This window comes from Colwellia sp. D2M02 (assembly GCF_018860755.1).
In the GTDB taxonomy this organism is placed as follows: domain Bacteria; phylum Pseudomonadota; class Gammaproteobacteria; order Enterobacterales; family Alteromonadaceae; genus Colwellia; species Colwellia asteriadis.
This window is the reverse complement of sequence record NZ_JAHKPW010000037.1, coordinates 1-22,169: the sequence shown is the minus strand read 5'-3', so window position 1 is coordinate 22,169 and position 22,169 is coordinate 1. Positions and strand designations below refer to the sequence as shown.

Below are 22,169 nucleotides of genomic sequence, written 5' to 3'. Positions count from 1 at the left end.
GAATTCTCTCTTTAACATAGGTTAATTTTTATGTTTTTAATCAATCAGTTATTTAATTACATTCAATTTTGGTGTGGGTTTTTATGATTAATGATCATTGAACCATTAAAAACACTCTCAAGATCAACACTAACGCCATGGCTAAGTAATTTCGCTAATGCTCTAAAATAGGTGACTTCATCACGGGTTCCTTTGGCGTTAACAGGAACGGATAAATGCGGATGACTACCATGAGGTAAAATTTTATCGACCCAACTCGATAATGATCGCCCTGGCCCCATTTCAATAAATACTCTGCTGCCTTGTTCATACAAGGTATTCACTAAGCGTGGAAAGTCGACCTGCTCACATAAACATTTGGCAATTGAGTTAGCAATGCTGCCACTAAATTGCGGTACTGGTAAATAACATGAGCTCGAGTACATTCTGGTGGCAATACGTGGATTAACCGCCATAGTATAGAGTTCAACCATGGCATCATATTCGGCTTTTGCTGGGGCACTATGAATAGCATTTGCCATGGTTAATGGCATGGCTCTAACACCCAAATTTTTAATCACCCGTAAGCAATCTTGCGGAAAGCCGCCAACCAGTAAACTATCAGGAGTATTCACTATGGTGCAGTAAACTCGCTTTTCGCCGACATTCGCTTGCTCAAACTCAGCTAAAGTCGCTTTTATAGTGTAAGTTTCCCATAAGGGTTGCTGGGCTATTTCATCATTTGATAAATCCCAACATTCACGTAACGTTGATAATTCACCACAAAGTTTATGATTGAAAGTGCTTGATTGTGCTAAGCGCGCACTCATTAAACCAGGTTGCTGCCAACAGCCTAACGCAGCATACATACTAACTTCACCCATAGAATAGCCGGTAGCAAAATCAGCCTTGACCTTAAAAACGCGCTCAAATATTTGGGTGAATACACAAGCAAAACCAACACCAGCCTCAGCAATATCCGCTAAACTGCCACGTAATTGAATATCAAGCTGTTTTAATTCATTAAATGTTGGCCGAATAATCGTTCGAGGATTAAGTAATCTATCTTTTAAACTACTACTAATATCATCGGCTAGTGCGGCAACGCTTTGGTATATTTCAGGAAACAAGTGAAATAAATCACGTCCTAAACCGACATACGTTGCGCCAATGCCAGGGTAAATAAAGGCAATATTATTGCCTACCTGACTAGTATCACCTTTACGGTTATTTGCTCCCAAAGGCACAGTACTATTTACGCGGCTATGTTGAGTAGGTGACTGAATAACAGACTGAGTAACCGGCTGAGCGCTAAAATAACTGCCTTTAGGTGTTTTCCAATCAATACCACTTTCAAAAGCATTTTCAATACCTAATTGCGCTAAGCTAAGCTCTTTTTGTAACTCAGGTATAGACTCACAAAGTAACGCTATCGTGAATACTTTATTTTGCTCTGCTGCGTTACATTGTAAAAAATACTGGTATTGCTGTTTAGCTAATAAAGTGAGTTCAGCGCTTGGTGAGAACGTTAACGAGGCCTTGGCTAAATTAGCAACTTGCGTTGTTACCTGCTGTAAATTTTGGGTTAATACCTGTTGGCTCTCACCACAAACCAAAATTAATTTCATTGGGCTGCTGGCGATAAAACCATTTTTTCTCACGTCGGCTAATGGGAACTTATCAGCGACGACATCAACTGCAACATCGGCTTCGAATGCAAGGCTATGTTCCGTTAAAATAAGATGACAATAACTGTGCTCGGTTAAACAACTGTATGCCGCACTATGGCAATCTCCATTAACATTAGGGTACCAAGGGCGCGCCTCAGTTGCTAAATAAAAGCTAGATTGCTCAAACCATGGTAATTGCGTATCAAGTGGTGATTGCCAATCACTAATAGCGGGAATATAACGTTGTTGCAATGCAATAACGGTGCGGACTAAACCCAGCACTTGTGAAAAACCAGCCCCTTCCCCAACAATACTTCGCGCAGAAGTCATTGCAGTAGAGAATACAGTAGACAATGCGTTTTGGTCATCACCACCACAATAAAGCTGACACAAGCCTTGTAACTCTGCATTTCTTAAATCTTGCTGGGCTAAAGCTGAGCTTTCAAGTAAGCCAATATTGCTTGTTGTTACCCCTGATTGCTTTAACGCTTGCTCAGCTATTTGATTAATATCATTTGCGGATACAGCCTTACTGATAAGGCTTTTAATACCATTTATCCAACTATAAATCGCGAACTTTTCCGTTATTGCTAATCTTTCACTACAAAGTAAAACTGCTGCTAAACCACTCGTTGTTTGATATCCGTTAAAGTGGCTATCGAAACTGACCGTATTAGTTGATATTTTTTCGTTAATGGTTTGATTAACATTAACATTAAAATTAATACCAACTAAGGCCACTATTTTACCTTGCTCAATTAAGGTTGCACTTAAGGTTAATGCTTGAGCAAGCTCACTAACAACGGATATAGAGTTTGCCGTTGCTGCTTTTTCGGTAAAGCTGTTTAAACGCTGAGCTGTAATACATTCATCAACAGCAGTTTCACAAGCAGGGCTTTCACAAACAACAATGGTGACTAATTGCTCTTCAATATTAGCAACGTTATTTGCAGGAAAGTGACAAGGCGCAATCATACGTTCAACTGACTTTGCAACGTACTTAGCAAGGTTATGCTCACCAAGATTAAAAGCGGTATGATTCTGCTCTGTGGTGTTTTCCACTTTCGCTAAATAAAGTGCTCGCGCCACTTGATCAATATTTTCATACTGACCAAAGTGGCTGTCGATGCCAATAATGGCGAGTCTGTTATCTATCATTAAAATTATCTATCATTACACTAGTTCAGCTTTATCTTTTGCTGTTCCCTTTGCGCTCTCTTGTGCACTTTCTTGTACATTCTCTTGTGCATGTTCTTTGAGACTTGAGCTAGCTTGTACCTTTGTTGTCGCTTGGCTTTTACTTAACGTATTTTCAGGTAAAAATACGTTATTTAAAGTTGCACTTGCGGTAACTTTTGCTGATTTAACGTCAGCCAGTAATTGGTAATCTTCGCTGAACAATTGAATATCGGCCACCAAAGAGCCACGTTTACTGGCAGCTTTACTAGTAGATTTACTACCTGTGGCTTTAACAACATTGAGTAGTAAATAAAAACGCTCATTTAATGCAACTTGACGATAAACCGTCCACTGCTGCGTACTTGATGGCAAACTGCCTAAACCTAACTGCTGTTTTACCCAAACTAGCATCGCTTGATAAACCAAATCATTGGCAAAAACATTATGCACGTCACTGTCTTTATTTGCGCTTAATGGAAAATCACCTTGTTTAACCTGAGCTAATTCAGCAACCTGACAAGCAAGTAATAAGCTAGTGTCATCACAATGCAATATCGCACGAATGCCTTGTAAGCTTTCTCCGTGAAATAAAGTACCATTGTTATACAAGGCTTGTGCTTGGTCAGTTGCGTTAGTCGCTGCAACTGTTTGCTTAGCTGCATCACTATTTAGTTCATCAACTAAAAGGCGCTGCTGATCAGTAAGCGTCATTTCAGTAATTGCTTGCTTTACTTGGCTAGCTGGCGCTAAGTGAATTTTTGCGCCGTAATGATAAATCGTTTTTTCATTGTCCTGCTCATCAATAACCTTACTCGATATCGTGACCTCTACCTGTAAGTGGTTATTATTTTGCTCTTGAGCGTTCATCTCAATAATAAAATCAACAGCCTGAGCAAGCGCAATTGTCGCCTCATCAAAGGTAACGCCTTTAAAAAGCTTATAATCACTACTGCCTTGATAGTAATAACCTTGGTAACTTGCCTGACAGGCTTCACTCATCCACGCTAAGGCACACACGGTGGGTAGTACTTGATCATTTCCTATGGTGTGATCGACTAAAAAAGCATTGTTAGTCACTTGTAGTGTTTTAATAACACGGTTTGATAAGCGACTAACTTGCGGCTTTTTTACCTGCGCACCTTGCTCATTTTCAGTCGTTTTAGTGCTATCTTTAGAAAGGTCGTTACCAACTAAAATTTGCGGACAACGATTACTATTAGCGCCTAATTCACTCACTAATAGCTGCGCGCCAGCATCTAGTGGAATAATATAAACACCACGGTCATTAAACATGCGCTTTAACTCTGAGGTAACCATACCACCATCCCAAGGTCCCCAGTTAAAGCTTAATACTTGGCTTTGAGGGTGTAATGCTTTAAAACGGTACGCGGTTTTATTCAAAATTTCATTAGCAATGGCGTAGTCAGACTGTCCTGGGTTTCCGTAAAAACCAGCAGCCGATGAAAACAGTACTAAATGTTTAAGTTGACGTTGATCAACACACGATAGTAACGACAGTAAACCATCAATTTTAGTACGGTAAACACGGTTAAATTCACTTAAGGTTTTTTGTTCAATAAACTTATCGGCTAAAACCCCTGCTCCGTGAATAATACCGCTAATGTCACCCAAGGTTTTTACTAGAGGCGCAACGGCATTATTAACGCTTTTGGCATTAGTTACATCAGCCGCAACATAATGTGCTTTGCCGCCAGCAGCAGTAATAGCATCAAGTGTTTGAGCAATTTCACGATTAGCTAATACCGCGCTAGTAAGTTGACTCACTTTCACTGGCGTTGGCTTTTCACCTTGAGCAATTAGCGCTTGCATCGCTGACTTTTTCAGCTCAGCTTCATCGTTAACCCCTTGCGCCCAGGTTGCTTCGCTCGTTTCATAAGCAGATCGCCCAAGTAAAATAAAGCTCGCTTGATATTGCTTAGCTAATTCAATGACACAATGCGCAGTAACACCTTTGGCGCCACCACTCACTAAAAAAACGGCGTTGTTATCAATACGATTACCCGCTTCAAGATTATAGCTATTAGTGGTTTGTGCCACTAATGTCACGCGATTAATACTGGTTGATAATGTGCTGTTATAGCCTACTTCAATCAACGAGGCATCTGCATCTAAAAACTCATCGTAAATATAACTTGCTGCTTTCGCTGCACTAACTTTTGTTGATGAGGCACTTACTAGAGGTAAATCAATAAGACGACAGAAAACCGTTGGCCATTCATGGGACAAGGTTTTTACTAAACCATTTAACCCCGCTTGTACTAAATCACTTTGTTCATGAGCTTTAAAGTCATCATTTGAAAAACCTAAGCTTCCTCCTTGATGTGTTACCACAACAAAACTAGCACGGGTGGTAGTCGCTCCCTTTACATGACAAAGCTTCGCCAAAACAAAAGCAAGCATTAAGCCCTGTTTTGCACTTTGCGGGTATTCAATTGCGGTAATTTCGGTATTAGCATGCAGATAAAATACCGCGTCAATATTACCTTGCGCTGTTTGTATGTTTTCCAGAGCTTGTTTAACGCCCGTCTCATCAATTTCTACGTTGTCGTCTGAAGCATTAACAAGTTCAACAACATTGACTTGGTTGTTAAAAGGTTTGTTTGTTTGTGATTTTATCCACGCTGGTTGCAGCACATTCACCTTAAAACCGTCTGCGATTAATTGCTCACTTAGTGGTATCGCTACGCCACTACCATCATCAACAATTAAAGCGTTACCACCAACGGCGGGAACAATTTTAGTCACTGAAGGAAGTGATTTTATCGCCACTATGGCACTTGGCGCCTGTTCAATAGCACTTAATGACTTATTACTTGTAGGTGGCGTCGGCTCTGTCGGCGGCGGATTATTGTTGGTAACGCGTGACTGTATATAACTAACAATTTCACCTAGAGTACGAAGCTGCGCTAAGTCTTCTGGATTTAACTCAGGTAAGTCGGTAATTTCATCTTGTACCGCCCCTAGAATTTCAACACGCTTGATAGAGTCAATACCTAAATCCGCTTCCATATCCATCGCTAACTCTAGCATTTCAGTAGGATAACCAGTCTTATCTGCAACAACAGTCATCATCACCGCTTGAATATGATCTAAGTCGATTGCGGGTGTTGAGTTAGCTGTTAATGATGAGGTACTAGCTATTGAGGTACTGGCAGGCGCTGCAACACTCACTTTTGATTGCATGTAACTAACAATTTCACCTAGAGTACGAAGCTGCGCTAAGTCTTCTGGATTTAACTCAGGTAAGTCGGTAATTTCATCTTGTACTGCCCCTAAAATTTCCACACGCTTGATAGAGTCAATACCTAAATCCGCTTCCATATCCATGCCTAGCTCTAGCATTTCAGTGGGATAACCAGTCTTATCTGCAACAACAGTCATCATTACTGATTGAATATGATCTAAGTCGATTGCTGGTGCCAAGTTGGCTGTTGATGTTGCTGTACTAGCTATTGGGGTACTATCTATTGAAGTATTGGCTATTGAGGTACTGTCAGGCGCTGCAACACTCACTTTTGATTGCATATAACTAACAATTTCGCCTAAGGTACGTAATTGCGCTAAGTCTTCTGGGTTAAGCTCAGGTAAGTCGGTAATTTCATCTTGTACCGCCCCTAAAATTTCCACACGCTTAATAGAGTCGATACCTAAATCCGCTTCCATATCCATCGCTAACTCTAGCATTTCAGTAGGATAACCAGTCTTATCTGCAACAACCGTCATCATCACCGCTTGAATATGAGCTAAGTCTATTGCTGGTGCCAAGTTAGCTGCTAATGTTGAGGTACTAGCTATTGGGGTACTATCTATTGAAGTATTGGCTATTGAGGTACTGACTATTGAGGTACTGGCAGGCGCAGCAACGGATACTTTTGATTGCATGTAACTAACAATTTCACCTAAGGTGCGCAGCTGTGCTAAGTCTTCTGGGTTAAGCTCAGGTAAATCGGTAATTTCATCTTGTACCGCCCCTAAAATTTCAACACGTTTAATTGAATCAATACCTAAATCCGCTTCCATATCCATACCTAGTTCTAGCATTTCAGTGGGATAACCAGTCTTATCTGCAACAACCGTCATCATTACTGATTGAATATGATCTAAGTCGATTGCGGGTGCCAAGTTGGCTGTTGATGTTGCGGTACTAGCTATTGGGGTACTGGCAGGCGCTGCAACGGATACTTTTGATTGCATGTAACTAACAATTTCACCTAAGGTGCGCAGCTGTGCTAAGTCTTCTGGGTTAAGCTCAGGTAAGTCAGTAATTTCATCTTGTACCGCCCCTAAAATTTCAACACGTTTAATTGAATCAATACCTAAATCCGCTTCCATATCCATGCCTAGCTCTAGCATTTCAGTGGGGTAGCCAGTCTTATCAGCAACAACAGCCATCATTACCGATTGAATATGATCTAGGTTAAGAGTAGTAGCAACGCTATGCGTAGCTTCTGCTGATGTTTCGACTAAATGCAAAGTAGTGCTTTGCGGCTGCGCTGCAACACTCACTTTTGATTGCATATAATCAACAATTTCACCTAAAGTACGAAGCTGTGCTAAGTCTTCTGGGTTAAGCTCAGGCAAGTCGTTAATTTCATCTTGTACTGCCCCTAAAATTTCAACACGCTTGATAGAGTCAATACCTAAATCGGCTTCCATATCCATGCCTAACTCTAGCATTTCAGTGGGATAACCGGTTTTATCTGCAACAACCGTTAACATCACGTTGTTAATCAACTCAAGATCAAGTGAAGGCTCAACAACAGTTTGTGGCGCTAATGCTGCTGCAACTTGAGTTTGAGTATTAGCTGGCGCGCTAACACTTGTTGACATAGTAGCTACCGCATTAACGGCTGAAACACTGGCAGCTACACTTTTCGGCGCTATATTTTGAGGGGCTATACTTTCAGGCGCTATGCTTGCAGGTGCTTTACTTTCAGGTACAGTCTTTTGCGATATTGCCGATGTATTTGAGCTAGCTAGCCCGGTATTAGCTGCGCTACTACTTTCAGTAGTTGACGTTGCCACATTTGAGCTTGCAGAGGCATTATTTAACAGTAATGCCATTGTATCGTTTTGACTATTTAGGTATTGCTCATGCACACGTAGCGTTTCAGATTGAAATTGATGATACATACCTAAAGTACGATCTAAACTTTCAGATAATTGACTCTCACCTTCAGATTGCGCTACTGCGCTAAGTACTTTATCAACTGTTTGTGCGTATTCTTTTGGTCCTTGCATGTATTGTTCATGCACTGACAATAACTGTTGTTGATGTTCAACAAACTGAGCAACACTGCGCTCAATACTTACCGCTAAGTCTGTAGCGTCAACAGCTTTATTTACACTGTGGCTATTAGCTGAGTGAGTGTTAGTTGACTGTTTATCAATCTGACTTTCATCAATAATATTGCCGTTCACATCAACGTATACAATTTTTTCAACCACTTTTTCTACGATTTTTTCGACTTCTTTGGTTACTACTTTTTCAACAGGCTTTTCAATCGGTGTTGCTATCGCTTGCTTAATCGTTCGTCCATCAGATAGCGCGTCGCTAAATTGCTTTTTCGTTTTTTCACTCACATAAGATGCGCCATTAAGCTTCATTGCCAACGCTGACATTTTAGGCGGGGTTAATGGGCGTTTAACCGCTGAATACGGGTCAATTTCATTTAACGACAGACCTAAAACGCATAGCTGTACTGCTGCTTGGCGTAATTGTAAATCGGCTGACTTTTTGGCATTGCCATTAACCGCAATAGCCACCACATCGTCTTTATCGCTGAGAATATTTTCAACTAATTTAGTCAACACATTTTTAGGACCAAATTCAATAAATATTCGACCACCTGCATCATAGAGGTTATCTATTTCTTTATTAAAATGTACTGACTCTAAAATATGATTTTTAAGAGCCTTTTTGATATCAGCGGCCTTATTTGAATGCGCTTTACCCGTGCCATTTGCAAATACAGGCATAGTTGGCTTGTTGAATTTAGCGCTATCTATTGCCTTGGCAAAAGGTTTTTGAGCATGACCGACTAACGGTGTGTGAAATGCAGCCGAAACCGGTAATGGCACCACTTTATAACCTTTATCTTTTAATATCGTTGAGGCTAACGCGATTTGCGCACTAACGCCGGCAACAACCACTTGATTATTTGAGTTGTAGTTAGCAATAGATACATCAGCAATATCTTTAATGTCATTAGCAACTGCATCAGGATTACCCACAACGGCAACCATAGTACCAGCATCAAAATCTTTGGCGTTATCACCAACAGGCGCAGCCATTGCTTGTCCACGACTACGTGCTAACATCATATAATCTTTATCGTTAACAACCCCAGCAGCCCACAAGGCAGTTAATTCACCAAAGCTATGCCCTGCAGTAAAGTCTGCCTTAAAGCCAGCATTAGTAAACGTTTTATATAATCCTACACTGAAGCAACCAATGGCCGGTTGTGCATATTGTGTTAAACGTAATGCCTCCTCTTGTGCTTTACGAGCATCATTCGTAAACGCAGGAATCGGGTAAGTTACCGGTGATAATTGGCTTAATTGTGCCGCGGTGAATTCATTATCCATATCACTAGCCGCTTGCATCACACTTGGGAAATTACACGCCAGTTCACGACCCATATTTACATATTGCGAGCCTTGCCCAGAAAATAGCGCGACAACTTTATCATTGGCAGTAATTGCCGATTTGCGGTAATAAATACCATGCGGTAATGACCATTGCTCACTACCCGCTTGCTTATCGAGCTGTGTTAACGCTGCTGAAATCATCGCTAAAGCTTCTGTAGCGTTTTTAGCAGTAAAACCACAACGAGCATAATCGTTTGCTGGTGTTGTTAGCGTATTTTGCGTCACTAACGCATTAAACATATATGGCTGTTCATCCACGTTAACGGTTAGTTTTTCTTGCCATTGGCGTAAATGATCTTTAAGCGAGCTTTCATCATTACCAACCATAACAATAGTTTGTGCAACATTAGTTAAACGATACTGGCCTTGTGCTGTTGGCTGATATTCTTCTAATACCATATGGTAATTAGTACCACCAAAACCAAACGAACTAATACCAGCACGGCGCGGTAAACCATCGGCTCTAGGCATCCATGGACGAGTTTCACTGTTTAAATACAGTGGGCTGTTTTCAATATCAAGTGCAGGATTAGGTTGATCAATATGTAATGTTGGCGGCAACACTTTATGATGCAGCGCTAATACTGCTTTAATCATACCAGCAGCACCAGCGGCTGCTTTAGTGTGACCAATTTGCGATTTAACCGAGCCTAAAGCAATATGCTGCTTGCCGTCGTTATTTTGAGAAAAATGCTTCATCAAACCACTAAATTCAGCGGCATCACCCGCTTTAGTGCCTGTGCCATGAGCTTCAATTAAACCACAACTTTTCGGCTCAAAACCTGCGTCTTCATAGGCACGCTTTAACGCTTTTGCTTGTCCGTCAGGACGCGGCGCATAAATTGATTTAAAACGACCATCAGATGAAGTACCAATACCTTTTAGTACCGCATAAATTTTATCGCCATCACGCTCAGCATCCTCTAAGCGCTTAAACGCCATCATGCCAATACCTTCACCTATCATCATACCTTTTGAGTCAACATCAAACGGACGAATATCATTATTTGTGGTAAAGGCTGGTGTTTTCGAAAATGACATATACATAAATGGCGAGTTATCACAACAAACGCCACCTGAAATCATCACTTCTGAGCGATATTCTAATAAGTCTGAAATAGCTAACTTAATTGCCGCTAATGAGCCAGCACAAGCAGCATCAACCACACAGTTAGTGCCACCAAAATCAAAGCGGTTAGCAATACGCCCTGCGATAACATTGCCTAACATGCCTGGAAATGAGTTTTCTTCCCAGCTAATATAGGCTTTTTGGAATTTTTCGATGATCATCGCGCGATCGTCACTATCAACCCCTGAGGCTTTTAATACTTTTTCAAGTACTGGCCCTTGTAATCGAGAAGTTAATGGCGAGATTTGCTTTTGACCGCCGCCGACACCTAAGGTGATACCTACTTTATCGCGATCGTAACCAGAGCCGTCACCAATGCCGGCATCGTTCAATACTTCACGAGCCACCACTAAAGAAAGCAACTGTGCAATATCAGTTAACTCTAAAATGTTCGGTGGTAAACCAAACTCCATTGGGTCAAAGTCAATATCAGGTAAAAAACCACCACGTTTACAATAGGTTTTATCGGCAACTTTAGGGTCGCTATTATAGTAATCTTCAATGGCCCATCGATCACTTGGAACATCTTTAATCGCATCAACCGACTCAAAAATATTATCCCAGTATTCGTCTAAATTTTTCGCATCAGCAAACATTGATGCCATACCAACAACAGCGATGGGACACTCTTGAAGACGAGAGTTTAACTGTGCGTGTTGCTCGTCATTATGTTCTTGTGCGTTTTCGTGGGAAGTATTCTTGTTAGCCATTGGCTTCTCCGATTAAGACTTGCGTGCATTTTCGTTCTGCTTATGATGTTCAGTGCTAGCATCTTGCTTATCAGCACTGTCATTTAATAAACGAAAACGACTTAAAAATTCACTATAATTACCCGCCAAAATTCGACGAATATGAAATGGGGCTTTGGTGAGCACATAGCTCATGTAACGACTGGCGGCTTCAGACTCATTGCTATCATAAATATCGACATAAACCCAACCAGATGCAGGATCATTAGCAATAAGTAAGCGACTTGGTTTTGTTTGATTGTTTTGGTTTGTCTGCTGAGTACGGTTTGTAGCTAACTTATCGTTAGAATGCGCTGTTAGCTGCTCGGTTAATTGCTCAGTTAATTGCTCGCTTAATTTCTCAGTAATGTCACTGGTTTTATTGGAAAAATCGGGGAGCGGGGTTACTTTCACTTGTACTACCTGCTCAACACTGAGTTCACGTGAGCGGTTTAAGACTTGATGCATTGCCTGAGGACTAATTTCAGCGAGTAACTCTTGGTTTTCTTGCTTGTCTTCCAGCCTGACTTGAATCGGGCTTTTGTCATTATTATCCGCATCAACCATAGTCCCGCATGCTTGCATGTCAGTGAGTTTTGACACGCCATGACGCTTCAAACAACGTTGCAAGCCAGCACGTGAAACATTGGCATTAATAAACTGTTTACATACCGCAAGTAATTCATCAAGTGATAGTAGTAGCCGTGTTCTCAGTTCAATCACCACGTACTCTTGAGCTTCAGTCAACGTAGTATTTAATTGTTTGGGGACGTGGGAGCCATCAGTAAACGATTCACGTTTACGCCACTTGCGAACGGTTGCTTCAGAAATTTTCAATAAACGTGCTAATACTGCCGTAGGTAAATCTGATTCATGAATAAATGCACGCATCTCGGGAGTTGTGGTTGCATTTGCATGTAACTTAGTCATTTAACATCCGTTTTGCGTCATCATAAATTCATAAAGGATGGCTAATATACACAGCTTTACCACCCAAAACAATCACCCGATACAGGCTGTAACAATTTTAACTTGTCTTATGAACGACAACTGCTCGACCAGTTATTGACTTTTTTACTTAATTTTAAAGGCTTACCTGAGCGAAAATAAAAAACATAATAAAAATATTATGTTAGCTTAAAATAAAAAAATAATTTTGCTTTATAAAAAGTCTAAAAAATCACATATAGTAATCACCTTTATGTTAAAATTTTCTAACCATGTAAAAAGGCTTATCTGCCACTAACCTAACGATACTTTATGACAACCTCTACGCCAAATTTTACAACGCTTAAGTTATGCCAAGAAAAACTTGCTTTAGCGCCAAATGAAATACATTTATGGCTAACAGATCCGAACGACATAACAGCAAATGATGAGTCGCTACTCAGTCAATATCGTACCCTACTCAGTGAGCAAGAAACCATTAAACAACAGCGCTATAAGTTTGCTAAAGACCGACATGACGCTTTAATTACTCGTGCTTTTGTCCGTGATTTATTATCGTACTACGCTGATATTGCCCCTCAAGCATGGCGTTTTGAAAAAGGTGAAAAAGATAAACCTGAACTGGTTAATCCCCCCTTAGCACTGCGTTTTAACATTAGTCACACTAAAGGGCTTATTGCTTGTGCGGTAACCTTGCATGACGATATTGGCTGTGATGTAGAAGATACTAGTCGTAGTAACGATGTATTAGCTATTGCTGAGCGATACTTTTCAAGCCAAGAAACCACAGAGCTTTTTTCCTTACCAAGTGAGCAGCAGCGTAGTCGATTTTTTGATTATTGGACCTTAAAAGAATCCTATATTAAAGCATGGGGTTTAGGGTTAGCAATTCCGTTAGCTGACTTTAGTTTTTTGATAACAGACCAAGAACAATCAACAGTCAGCAACAACCATTTTCAGATTAAAGATAATATTCGGTTAAGCTTCGCTCCACATCGAGTCGATGAACCAAGCATATGGCGTAGCTGGATAATTTATCCGCAAGTTAACGAGCAGCATCGTATTGCCTTATCGTTAAGAAGCGCCAGTAATAAAAACAACCAAGATAGCCAAATTAATTTACGCTTTTTCAAAACCCAGCCTTTACAAGGTTATCAAGAGCTTAGTTAAAGCGAATTCAGGTTATTTAACTTGTTTTAGACCAAACCGCTAATTCATTACCGCTAGGTTCAATAAAGTGAAAACGTTGCCCACCAGGAAAACTAAAAATCTCTTGGCTAATAACCCCGCCAGCCGCAATAACATTCGCTTGGCTACGCTCTAAATCATCTGATAACAAAACGATAAGCGCTCCGCCAGTCGCTATACTCGAGCAAAGTTCAGATTTAAAAAAACCACCATCAAAGCCTTGATTATTAAAAGCGGTATAATCAGGCCCATAATCTTCAAATGTCCAACCAAATGCTTGCGTAAAAAACGCTTTGGTAGCAGAAATGTTGGTTGCTGGAAACTCAATATAATTAATGTGATCTGACATAAAATTACCTATTTAGTGTTTGAGTGCTAACGTTTCAGCTACCAAGAGCCGCGTTAGTAAAAGTAGCACAAATAAAAACGCCGTAGCTACAAAATAACTACGGCGCTTAACCTATTCAATATAACGTAACACTTAAGTGTTGCGCCACTATTTAGTACTAGAATACGTTTCTAAAAGATAACCCAGCTTCAATAACAGGGAAGATCTTATCAAGTACTTCTTTACTTAATGGCTCTCCATCAGCTTTATAGATAGTGACTGACGTTTTTTCATTCTTCTCGTCAAGTGGTGCCAGTACAAATTGGTAATGAGCATCACTCACGTCAATAACAGGTACGTCGTCACCCCAAAGCGAATCCCAAATACTGGTATCTGGTTTAACAAAATCAACATAATAAATACGTTTAGTTTCGTTTAAATCGCTAATAGTAAAGCCATGTTTCTCAAAGAAAATTGGCATATTATCCCAAAGATTATCAATGCCCATTTCAACAACAAAAGCATCTTCGGATACAGGATTTTGACCTAAGGTAACTAATTTTTGATTAGCACGTAATAAGCGGTTTTCACGTTGCTGTACTCGATAATTGTAATCAACCAATGAAATAATTGAGTTAAGCATCGACTTTTCAGCGCGCTGTTTATCAATAGGGTCCATAGTTTTAGAGCCACCACGTTTATCGGTTTGTAAATAATCGACCAACGAAACACGTAATGACACGCTGCGCCCATGTGGTTTAGCTAATAGCTGATAACGAAAACGTAAGCTGGTTGACTGTTCTATATCGGTAAATATCCAGCCATTGTCGACTTCATTATGGTACCAATCAGACTCAATAATTGAAGTTCTCACACCATCACGATCGATTGAAGTTTCTTTTAAGCTTGTTGCTCCTTCAATCACTTTACTTAGCGTAAGCTCGGTATCTTCGTTAATAACGCTATAACTGATGTTATCGTCAGCTAATTTATCTTTAACAACCTTATCAATAAAGTTAAGTAAATCTTGCTCTTCTAATACTTTATCAAACCAAATAATAGCAATACCCGACTCTTCAACAACCCGTGAAGAAGCGGCTATAGGCATAACAAGTGATGGCGCCCTAATGTCCATATTTTGACCAACAGGTCCTTGATGATTGACTTCGTTGGTAACAGCATAGTCATTAGGTTGTTTTGGCTTTGTTAGCCCCTGAGGAATAATAAGCGGTGCTGCTTCTTCCTGCTCAGCATAGTCAAAACCACCCTCTGCTTGTTTATTATTCACTGAGCTACACGCCGTTAGTGATAATGATAAAAGTGAAAAATATAATACTCGACGACTCATTAAAGCTCCTGTGGCTTACCTCTATAATGGTTAAACCCATTTTAAGCACACGTAAAAATACTAAGATTATTATTGCGCCTCATGGTACTTGGCTGTTTTTGCAAACACAAGATATATGACCAATAAACTTACTAAAGTTTCAACTTATTTTCACCTAAACGAAAATAAGTAAAAGGAAATAAATGCTTGGTTTCAATTTTAGCGCCAAACTCGCATTTATTATCGGCTTCGGTATAATAGCTTTTTTTCGATAACTTGGATTTAGTGAATGTCACAATATTTAGTGCTAACAGCGATGGGATCAGACCGTACAGGTTGTGTTAGTGAGTTAACTAAATTAGCAAGTGAATGCGAATGTAATATCTTAGATAGCCGTATGGCTATTTTCGGCTCTGAGTTTACCTTTATTATGTTACTTAATGGTGACGCTAGAGCTATTAATAAAATTGAAGTACGCCTCCCTTCTGTTGCTCACTCTTTAGAGCTTATAACGATGATGAAGCGTACCTCTGGTCACCGAGTATTTGACTTAGTGAAACATTATCAAGCCGAGTATGCTGGTATTGATCAACCGGGTATTTTGAAAGCAATGACCGCTTTTTTTGCTACTCGAAAAATTGACATATCGTCATTAAAGTCAGAAATTGACCCTGTTACTAATGAAATGAGCGCCAATATTTTATTTGCACTAACAGAAAAAATTAGTTTCGATGAATTAGAGCATGACTTTTTAGAACTGTGCCAACAAATCGATGTACAAGGCTGTATTAAAAAAGCAAACGCAAATTTACTTTAATTACTGAGTTTACTCCACTCAATTAACACTAGAAATTAGGAATTAAAATATGCTTGAAGTAGGTAAACCCGCACCAAATTTCACGTTAAGTGATCAAAATAACACACTAGTAGCACTCGACTCCTTTAAAGGGAAAAAAGTATTAGTTTACTTTTACCCTCGTGCTTCTACCCCAGGTTGTACTGTTCAAGCTTGCGCATTAAGAGATAGCAAAGCTGAGCTTGAAGCATTAAATGTTGTGGTATTAGGCATAAGCCCTGACACACCAAAAAAACTAACTAACTTTACCAATAAACAAGCGCTTAACTTCACTTTATTAGCCGATGAAGACCACGCCACATGTGAAGCTTACAATGTATGGCAATTAAAAAAATTCATGGGCCGTGAAAATATGGGTGTGGTTAGAACCTCATTCCTCATTGATGAGCAAGGTAACTTAGAGCACATCTTTAATAAGTTTAAAACCAAAGATCACCATGAAGTCGTGCTTGCTTATTTAAACGACAAATAGACTTACAACGAATAAATTATGACAAAAAAGGGTTAACGTATTAATGCGTTAACCCTTTTTATTTGGCTACTCTACTTGAGATAACTTGACGTTAACCAAGACGTTGTTCAAGGTAGCTCTTATAGTCTGGAATTTCTATTTCACTTTCTTGTTTCATTAAAACAGAATCCATTAAAAAGTTTGCCGTTGATTTATTGGTAGCAACAGGAATATTCCACACAGCTGCTAACCTTAATAAGGCTTTAACATCAGGGTCATGTGGTACAGCATCAAGTGGATCCCAAAAGAAAATCATCACGTCAATTTCCCCCTCAGCAATCAAAGCACCAAGCTGCTGATCGCCACCTAACGGGCCTGAAAATAAACACTTTACTGGTAAACCTGTATGCTTGCTTAACATGTGTCCTGTAGTGCCTGTTGCAAATAAATGATGAAACTTTAAATCATCAACCCTCTGTGTAGACCACTCGATAAGATCTGACTTTTTATTATCATGAGCAACCAATGCCATACGCTTATGTTTAGGCATGATTCTGGTTGTTGAGCCAATATTCATTATTGTTCTCCAAGGTGATATATTTACTACTTGACTGTTACTACTTTACTATCAGTACTTTATAACAACTTAATTTGCTGCAAGCTATAAGTAATTGATGGAAAAGTACTTAAGGTCTATTCCGTAATATTTGCGATTACCGCTTCTTGATTTGAAGACCATGCATTCAATACCGCTTTAACTAACGCAGCTAGCGGTATGGCAAAAAATATTCCCCAAAAACCCCACAAGCCTCCAAAAAATATCACCGCGACAATGATAATTACCGGGTGTAAGTTAACAGCTTCAGAAAATAATAGAGGAACAATAACATTACCATCTATAGCTTGTATAACACCGTAAGCAAGCATTACATAGCCAAACTCACTGCTCACACCAAATTGAAATAATGCCACTAAAAATACAGGAATAGTTACTACCGTCGCCCCTACATAAGGAACTAAAACAGACAGCCCAACCAATACCCCTAATAGCACTGCATAATCTAAGTTCAGCCACATAAAGGCAATAGTTGTTGCAGCGCCAACAATGATAATCTCAATCACTTTACCGCGAATATAATTTAAAATTTGTTGATTCATTTCATGAGCAACTTGTATTGCCATGCGTCGCTCTTTGGGTAAGAAAGACGTAATACTGGTTAAGAGTGCTTTTTTATCTTTTAAAAAAAAGAACACCATTAATGGCACTAAAATAAGGTAGACCATTAAAGCAACAATATCAGAAATAGAACTAAGTGATGCTTTAAGCGCAACTTGCCCCCATTCTAGAAACTTATCGTTAGCGAAGGCAATTAACCCTTGGATTTGAGCTTCATGTACTAACTCAGGATATTTTTCAGGTAAGGTTAATAAGTACCCTTGCCCTTGAGTGATCATTTGCGGTGCTTCTTGCAATAAATTACTACTTTGCTGCCAAATCACCGGCATAAGTCCCAATAAGCCAATTAAAGTAATACTGACAAAAGTAGCAACAACGATAACCGTTGCACTGGTACGAGAGAAAGATATGTGCATCAGCTTGTTCACTGGTAAATCTAAGAGAAAAGCTATCGCGATTGCAACAAATACCGGCATCAACAAATCACTAAATAAGGCAATAAATAATGCAAGGCAAACTAAAATAACGACTAGCGTTACGGCGTGTGGATCGGAAAACTTGCGCGTGTACCATTCAGTAAACAATTTGATCATAACCTGACCTTTACTCCTTTAACTTATTATTTATTGTTATTTCAACAACATCATCTTTATTTTTATGTTGTGTATAGCTGTAACCTAACTTACTTAATAACTTAGGGATATCTTGAATGGAGCCACTATCTTTTAATTGCAACTGACAACAATCCCCTTCCCGCATTTTTTTCAGTAGTAATCGTGTTTGCACTAACGGTATTGGGCATCGCTCACGGGTTCCGTCATATGAATAAATCATGAAAATTGTCTAAACAGCCCTTTTGTTTAATTCGTTAATTTGCGACAATCCATATTGCAAAATTAGCATAATAATTACCTCTAGGCATCATAGCCTACCTGTGTAAACAAGTCTTATAAAATTGTTAAGGTTATTAAGTAAATGAGTTCAACAGTTCAACTATCAACATTAAAAGAAATAAATGCCTATAAAAAAAAGATTAACTGGGGTGATGTACCTGCTATCTACCATATGGTTTCGACATCGCTAGGCGACCTTGAAGGTATTTTAACCCACGGCTTTGATAGTGCCTATAAACGTATGCTAAATACCGAGTCATGGAATATGGCAGCTTTTGCACCGATGAAAGACTTACAAGGCAATGTAACTTATCAGAAAAAACCTCAGATTAGCTTACGTCATGAATATAATGATATGGGTTATGAACTGCACTGCTACCCTGTTATTAATGGCGAAATAATTAGACACAGCATTGAAAACAACCTTGATTGCCCTTTTATTCGTTGGTCACCAGAAAGTATGCAAATGCTCTTTAGAGTCAACAGTTTAGTTGCATTTAGCATTTTTTGTTATCAAAATGGTGACGAAGCAGATATTGCCTTATTAAAGCAGGCCCACCAACGCGTCGAACAATTAGTTACAACTTTATCGAAATATTTCCAAATAACGTCGGTCAAAGGATATAACATTGCTGAGTTTTACCAAGAAATTGCGAGAAAAAATGGTAATATTCTTTTAGCCGAAGATTAAAACTTGCCCCCTACTTAAAAAGCTCACTTATTTGAGGGCTATCAACGACAGGATTGACGATTGCTGAATATAAAACCGTTATTAAGTACACTCACCTTATCCTTAAGTATTGCTTGTGTAACCTCATTTTCCAGCACCATTAAGGCGAGTGAATATAGCAAAAATAAATTGCCCGATATAGGAATATCAGGCTATAGCGTACTATCACTCGATAAAGAGCGACAAATTGGCTTAGCTATGATGCGTCAAATTCGTGCGTCACAGCCATTAATTCAAGATCCGGTGTTAATTGAGTACATAAACCAGTTGGGTAATAAATTAGTTAAGAATGCTGAAAATGTTAGCTACCCTTTTGAATTTTTTTTAGTTAATAATAATGAACTGAATGCATTCGCGTTTTTTGGTGGTCATGTAGGTATACACAGCGGTTTGATTACCGCAGCCGATACTGAAAGTGAATTAGCGTCGGTACTTGCTCATGAGATATCTCACGTAACACAACGCCACTTAGCCAGACGACTAGAGTCACAAAATCAAAGCCAAGGTGTTACTGCCGCCGCAATGATATCAAGTATTGTTATTAGCTTAATAAACCCAGCATTAGGTATGGCGGCATTAAGTACCACGATGGCTGCATCCCAACAGGCTAGCATCAACTATACTCGAGGTAATGAAAAAGAAGCAGACCGTGTCGGTATTGCTCTATTAGCAAGTAGTAATTTTAACCCTCAAGGCGCAGCAAGCTTTTTCCAAAAAATGTCGGAAAAATATCGCTATGCCAGTAAACCTCCAGCAATGTTGCTCACTCACCCTTTACCAGAGAGTCGTATTACTGACGCAAGGCAGCGCGCTCATAATTACCCAGCAAGACCTCTAGCACCTAGTTTAGCTTTTGAACTGGCTAAAGCACGCATTACCGCACGCTACGAGAGCGACCCTAAAACAAATATTGGTTACTACCAACGTTTATTAAATAAAAAGCACTACGCTCTTCAAGAAGGGGCTCAGTATGGCCTAGCCTTGTCATATTTTGAAAACAACGAGTTAGATAAAGCACAAGATTTACTTGAGGCTTTACGCGCTAAAGATAAAAATAATTTATTTTACATAGATGCACTAACCGACGTGTATATTGCTAATAGTAAAGTTTCAGATGCTTTAGCAATGTTAAGTTACTTAAACTTGTTAATGCCAAACAACCAAGTAGTTACTTTAAACTATGCTAATGCGTTATTAAAAGCTAAAGAATATCAAGAGGCTGCACATTTACTACAAGACTTCTTAATTGTTAGCCCTGGTAACTTTATCGCTTATGATTTACTGACCACATTATATCGAGAACAAGGTAATATGGGGCTAATGCATGTTAACAAAGCCGAGTTACTTGCTCTTTTAGGCGGTTACTCTAAGGCAGTAGATGAGTTACAAACCAGTTACAGCTTCTTTGAAGACAAACCGCTACAACAAAAGCGCATCAAAGCACGTATATTACAACTTCAAGAACAAGAAAATCGTTTAAAGCGTTTATAATTAAGCGCCCATATTAGCCATTTAGGAAAGATTATGTTTACTATTTATCACAATACCCGCTGCTCTAAAAGTCGTCAAACTTTAGCGTTACTCGAAGAAAGTGCATCAAAAAACAACCAAGAAGTCACTATTGTAGAGTACTTAAAAACACCGCTCACCCGTGAAACTATTAGCACGTTATTAACGCAACTTAATTGCAACGCTATTGACATGATGCGTATTAAAGAAGCTGAATTTTCCGAGCAAAATTTAAAAGGTGCCGATGAAGAAACACTTATTACCGCAATGGTTAATACACCTAAATTAATTGAACGCCCTATTGTTAGTAATGGTAGCCATGCCATTATCGGACGCCCTCCTGAAAATGTATTAACATTTTTCAACTAAGAGTTACCTAACGACATTATGACAACACAACGAATATCAACTAGCAATTTAAAGAAAATTGCATTAACGGGCTACTTCTCTTTACTCATTTATATGCCTTTGTGGTTACTAGTATTAAGCCCGAGTAAGAGTTTAAATACAGTAACTACCTTAGTTATGTTTACCTTGCCGCTATTATTTCCGCTTAAAGGTATACTCCAAGGTAACCCTTTTACCTATGCATGGTCTAACTTTATTGTATTGATTTATTTCTTACATAGCTTGACTACCCTTTGGGTTGTGCCTGAAGATACGCTTTGGGCGAGTTTAGAATTACTTTTTGCAACTACCATGTTTTTAGGCGCGACTTATTATGCCAAATATCGTGGTCAAGAATTAGGGTTGAGTATTCGTAAGAAAAAAGATACCGACTCTACATCATAAAATAACACTTCTATAAGCTATAACGAGCTTATTATCGTTATAGCTTATTCTCATCAATTTCAACTTTATCGACAATTATAGCCCAAACACTATAGAGGCTTTATTGCCTTTGCACTTTCTCTACTACTTTAAATATTTACCAAATCCTCCCGCTCAACAGAACCTTATCTTCAATAATTTTACTTAGGTATACATACTAGACGTAACCGCAAAAATCCGCGTTATAAAAGCCTACCTACTTCTACAGCTCTTAAATACGACACATAAGTAGCGTTCAACAAACCAGGGTAATTAACTGATGAAGGTAGTTAACTGATGAATAAAGTCAAATAGACTAAGACGATAGGATACTTTTGATGATTTTTAATAAAGAGTCTTATAAAAATTAAATTAAAACACTGTGGTAAAGTATTCACGTAGTTTTATTTTTAAGGTATTTATACTGCAGGATTTTCTATGCTGAAGGGTTTTCGAAATAACAAGGAAGATTATGAAACAAAGTTGGCGGAGTGGACGGGACTCGAACCCGCGACCCCCGGCGTGACAGGCCGGTATTCTAACCAACTGAACTACCACTCCGCGATCTTTTGCTTTGAATAGTTAACGAAATTCC

General features: G+C 39.2%; 15 protein-coding genes and 1 tRNA gene. 7 read left to right on the top strand and 9 right to left on the bottom strand.

Annotation, left to right across the window (positions count from 1 at the left end; translation table 11 throughout):
- Positions 1-62: 62 nt before the first annotated feature.
- From KO495_RS05815 to KO495_RS05805, 3 genes are read right to left on the bottom strand one after another with little or no spacing between them, the layout of a single operon-like run.
- Positions 63-2,807, bottom strand: coding sequence for a PfaB family protein (locus KO495_RS05815; RefSeq protein ID WP_215979455.1), 2,745 nt, complete (start codon positions 2,805-2,807; stop codon positions 63-65).
- Between the two features lie 15 nt (positions 2,808-2,822).
- On the bottom strand, positions 2,823-11,339 hold the full coding sequence (locus tag KO495_RS05810) for a type I polyketide synthase (RefSeq protein WP_215979454.1): 8,517 nt from the start codon (positions 11,337-11,339) through the stop codon (positions 2,823-2,825).
- A 12-nt stretch (positions 11,340-11,351) separates the two neighbouring features.
- On the bottom strand, positions 11,352-12,287 hold the full coding sequence (locus KO495_RS05805; RefSeq protein WP_215979453.1) for a helix-turn-helix domain-containing protein: 936 nt from the start codon (positions 12,285-12,287) through the stop codon (positions 11,352-11,354).
- A 330-nt stretch (positions 12,288-12,617) separates the two neighbouring features.
- Here KO495_RS05805 and KO495_RS05800 point away from each other — a divergent pair, with 330 nt between their 5' ends.
- Positions 12,618-13,475, top strand: a complete 858-nt coding sequence (locus KO495_RS05800) for a 4'-phosphopantetheinyl transferase superfamily protein (RefSeq protein ID WP_215979452.1) — start codon at positions 12,618-12,620, stop codon at positions 13,473-13,475.
- 16 nt (positions 13,476-13,491) lie between these two features.
- Here the strand turns inward: KO495_RS05800 and KO495_RS05795 are convergent, their stop codons facing one another.
- Together KO495_RS05795 and bamC are read right to left on the bottom strand one after the other, a co-directional pair.
- Positions 13,492-13,842, bottom strand: a complete 351-nt coding sequence (locus KO495_RS05795) for a VOC family protein (protein WP_215979451.1) — start codon at positions 13,840-13,842, stop codon at positions 13,492-13,494.
- Between the two features lie 157 nt (positions 13,843-13,999).
- Positions 14,000-15,169 (bottom strand): outer membrane protein assembly factor BamC, encoded by a 1,170-nt coding sequence (gene bamC, locus KO495_RS05790; RefSeq protein WP_215979450.1) that lies wholly within the window; start codon positions 15,167-15,169, stop codon positions 14,000-14,002.
- Between the two features lie 268 nt (positions 15,170-15,437).
- Here bamC and KO495_RS05785 point away from each other — a divergent pair, with 268 nt between their 5' ends.
- Both KO495_RS05785 and bcp read left to right on the top strand, forming a co-directional pair.
- Positions 15,438-15,965: an ACT domain-containing protein gene (locus tag KO495_RS05785; protein ID WP_215979449.1), complete on the top strand. Its 528-nt coding sequence runs from the start codon at positions 15,438-15,440 to the stop codon at positions 15,963-15,965.
- Between the two features lie 49 nt (positions 15,966-16,014).
- Positions 16,015-16,476, top strand: a complete 462-nt coding sequence (gene bcp / locus KO495_RS05780; protein WP_215979448.1) for a thioredoxin-dependent thiol peroxidase — start codon at positions 16,015-16,017, stop codon at positions 16,474-16,476.
- Between the two features lie 91 nt (positions 16,477-16,567).
- On the opposite strand, the gene KO495_RS05775 is transcribed toward bcp, so the two are convergent.
- The 3 genes from KO495_RS05775 to KO495_RS05765 all read right to left on the bottom strand — a co-directional run bounded on the left by KO495_RS05775 (position 16,568) and on the right by KO495_RS05765 (position 18,466).
- On the bottom strand, positions 16,568-17,026 hold the full coding sequence (locus tag KO495_RS05775) for a methylglyoxal synthase (protein WP_215979476.1): 459 nt from the start codon (positions 17,024-17,026) through the stop codon (positions 16,568-16,570).
- Between the two features lie 122 nt (positions 17,027-17,148).
- Positions 17,149-18,225 carry an AI-2E family transporter gene (locus KO495_RS05770; RefSeq protein WP_215979447.1) on the bottom strand — a complete coding sequence of 359 codons (1,077 nt, stop codon included), beginning with the start codon at positions 18,223-18,225 and terminating at the stop codon, positions 17,149-17,151.
- Positions 18,226-18,235: 10 nt separating this feature from the next.
- Positions 18,236-18,466: a sulfurtransferase TusA family protein gene (locus KO495_RS05765; protein WP_215979446.1), complete on the bottom strand. Its 231-nt coding sequence runs from the start codon at positions 18,464-18,466 to the stop codon at positions 18,236-18,238.
- A gap of 141 nt (positions 18,467-18,607) precedes the next feature.
- On the opposite strand from KO495_RS05765, the gene KO495_RS05760 reads away from it, so the two are divergent.
- The 4 genes from KO495_RS05760 to KO495_RS05745 are packed head-to-tail and all read left to right on the top strand — an operon-like array spanning position 18,608 to position 21,556.
- Positions 18,608-19,216, top strand: coding sequence for a hypothetical protein (locus tag KO495_RS05760; RefSeq protein ID WP_215979445.1), 609 nt, complete (start codon positions 18,608-18,610; stop codon positions 19,214-19,216).
- Positions 19,217-19,276: 60 nt separating this feature from the next.
- Positions 19,277-20,746 (top strand): M48 family metalloprotease, encoded by a 1,470-nt coding sequence (locus KO495_RS05755; RefSeq protein ID WP_252738829.1) that lies wholly within the window; start codon positions 19,277-19,279, stop codon positions 20,744-20,746.
- Positions 20,747-20,779: 33 nt separating this feature from the next.
- Positions 20,780-21,133, top strand: coding sequence for an arsenate reductase (glutaredoxin) (arsC, locus tag KO495_RS05750; protein WP_215979444.1), 354 nt, complete (start codon positions 20,780-20,782; stop codon positions 21,131-21,133).
- Between the two features lie 18 nt (positions 21,134-21,151).
- Positions 21,152-21,556 carry a DUF2069 domain-containing protein gene (locus KO495_RS05745; protein WP_215979443.1) on the top strand — a complete coding sequence of 135 codons (405 nt, stop codon included), beginning with the start codon at positions 21,152-21,154 and terminating at the stop codon, positions 21,554-21,556.
- Positions 21,557-22,058: 502 nt separating this feature from the next.
- On the opposite strand, the gene KO495_RS05740 is transcribed toward KO495_RS05745, so the two are convergent.
- Positions 22,059-22,135 (bottom strand) — tRNA-Asp (locus KO495_RS05740).
- Between the last annotated feature and the right edge of the window lie 34 nt (positions 22,136-22,169).

Excerpts from the sequence above, each read along its gene's own strand:
- KO495_RS05805 (WP_215979453.1), bottom strand. The coding sequence starts at position 12,287 with ATGACTAAGTTACATGCAAATGCAACCACAACTCCCGAGATGCGTGCA.
- bcp (WP_215979448.1), top strand. The coding sequence starts at position 16,015 with ATGCTTGAAGTAGGTAAACCCGCACCAAATTTCACGTTAAGTGATCAA.
- KO495_RS05785 (WP_215979449.1), top strand. The coding sequence starts at position 15,438 with ATGTCACAATATTTAGTGCTAACAGCGATGGGATCAGACCGTACAGGT.
- KO495_RS05770 (WP_215979447.1), bottom strand. The coding sequence starts at position 18,225 with ATGATCAAATTGTTTACTGAATGGTACACGCGCAAGTTTTCCGATCCA.
- KO495_RS05760 (WP_215979445.1), top strand. The coding sequence starts at position 18,608 with ATGAGTTCAACAGTTCAACTATCAACATTAAAAGAAATAAATGCCTAT.
- KO495_RS05810 (WP_215979454.1), bottom strand. The coding sequence starts at position 11,339 with ATGGCTAACAAGAATACTTCCCACGAAAACGCACAAGAACATAATGAC.
- KO495_RS05765 (WP_215979446.1), bottom strand. The coding sequence starts at position 18,466 with ATGATTTATTCATATGACGGAACCCGTGAGCGATGCCCAATACCGTTA.
- KO495_RS05745 (WP_215979443.1), top strand. The coding sequence starts at position 21,152 with ATGACAACACAACGAATATCAACTAGCAATTTAAAGAAAATTGCATTA.
- KO495_RS05795 (WP_215979451.1), bottom strand. The coding sequence starts at position 13,842 with ATGTCAGATCACATTAATTATATTGAGTTTCCAGCAACCAACATTTCT.
- KO495_RS05800 (WP_215979452.1), top strand. The coding sequence starts at position 12,618 with ATGACAACCTCTACGCCAAATTTTACAACGCTTAAGTTATGCCAAGAA.
- arsC (WP_215979444.1), top strand. The coding sequence starts at position 20,780 with ATGTTTACTATTTATCACAATACCCGCTGCTCTAAAAGTCGTCAAACT.
- KO495_RS05815 (WP_215979455.1), bottom strand. The coding sequence starts at position 2,807 with ATGATAGATAACAGACTCGCCATTATTGGCATCGACAGCCACTTTGGT.
- bamC (WP_215979450.1), bottom strand. The coding sequence starts at position 15,169 with ATGAGTCGTCGAGTATTATATTTTTCACTTTTATCATTATCACTAACG.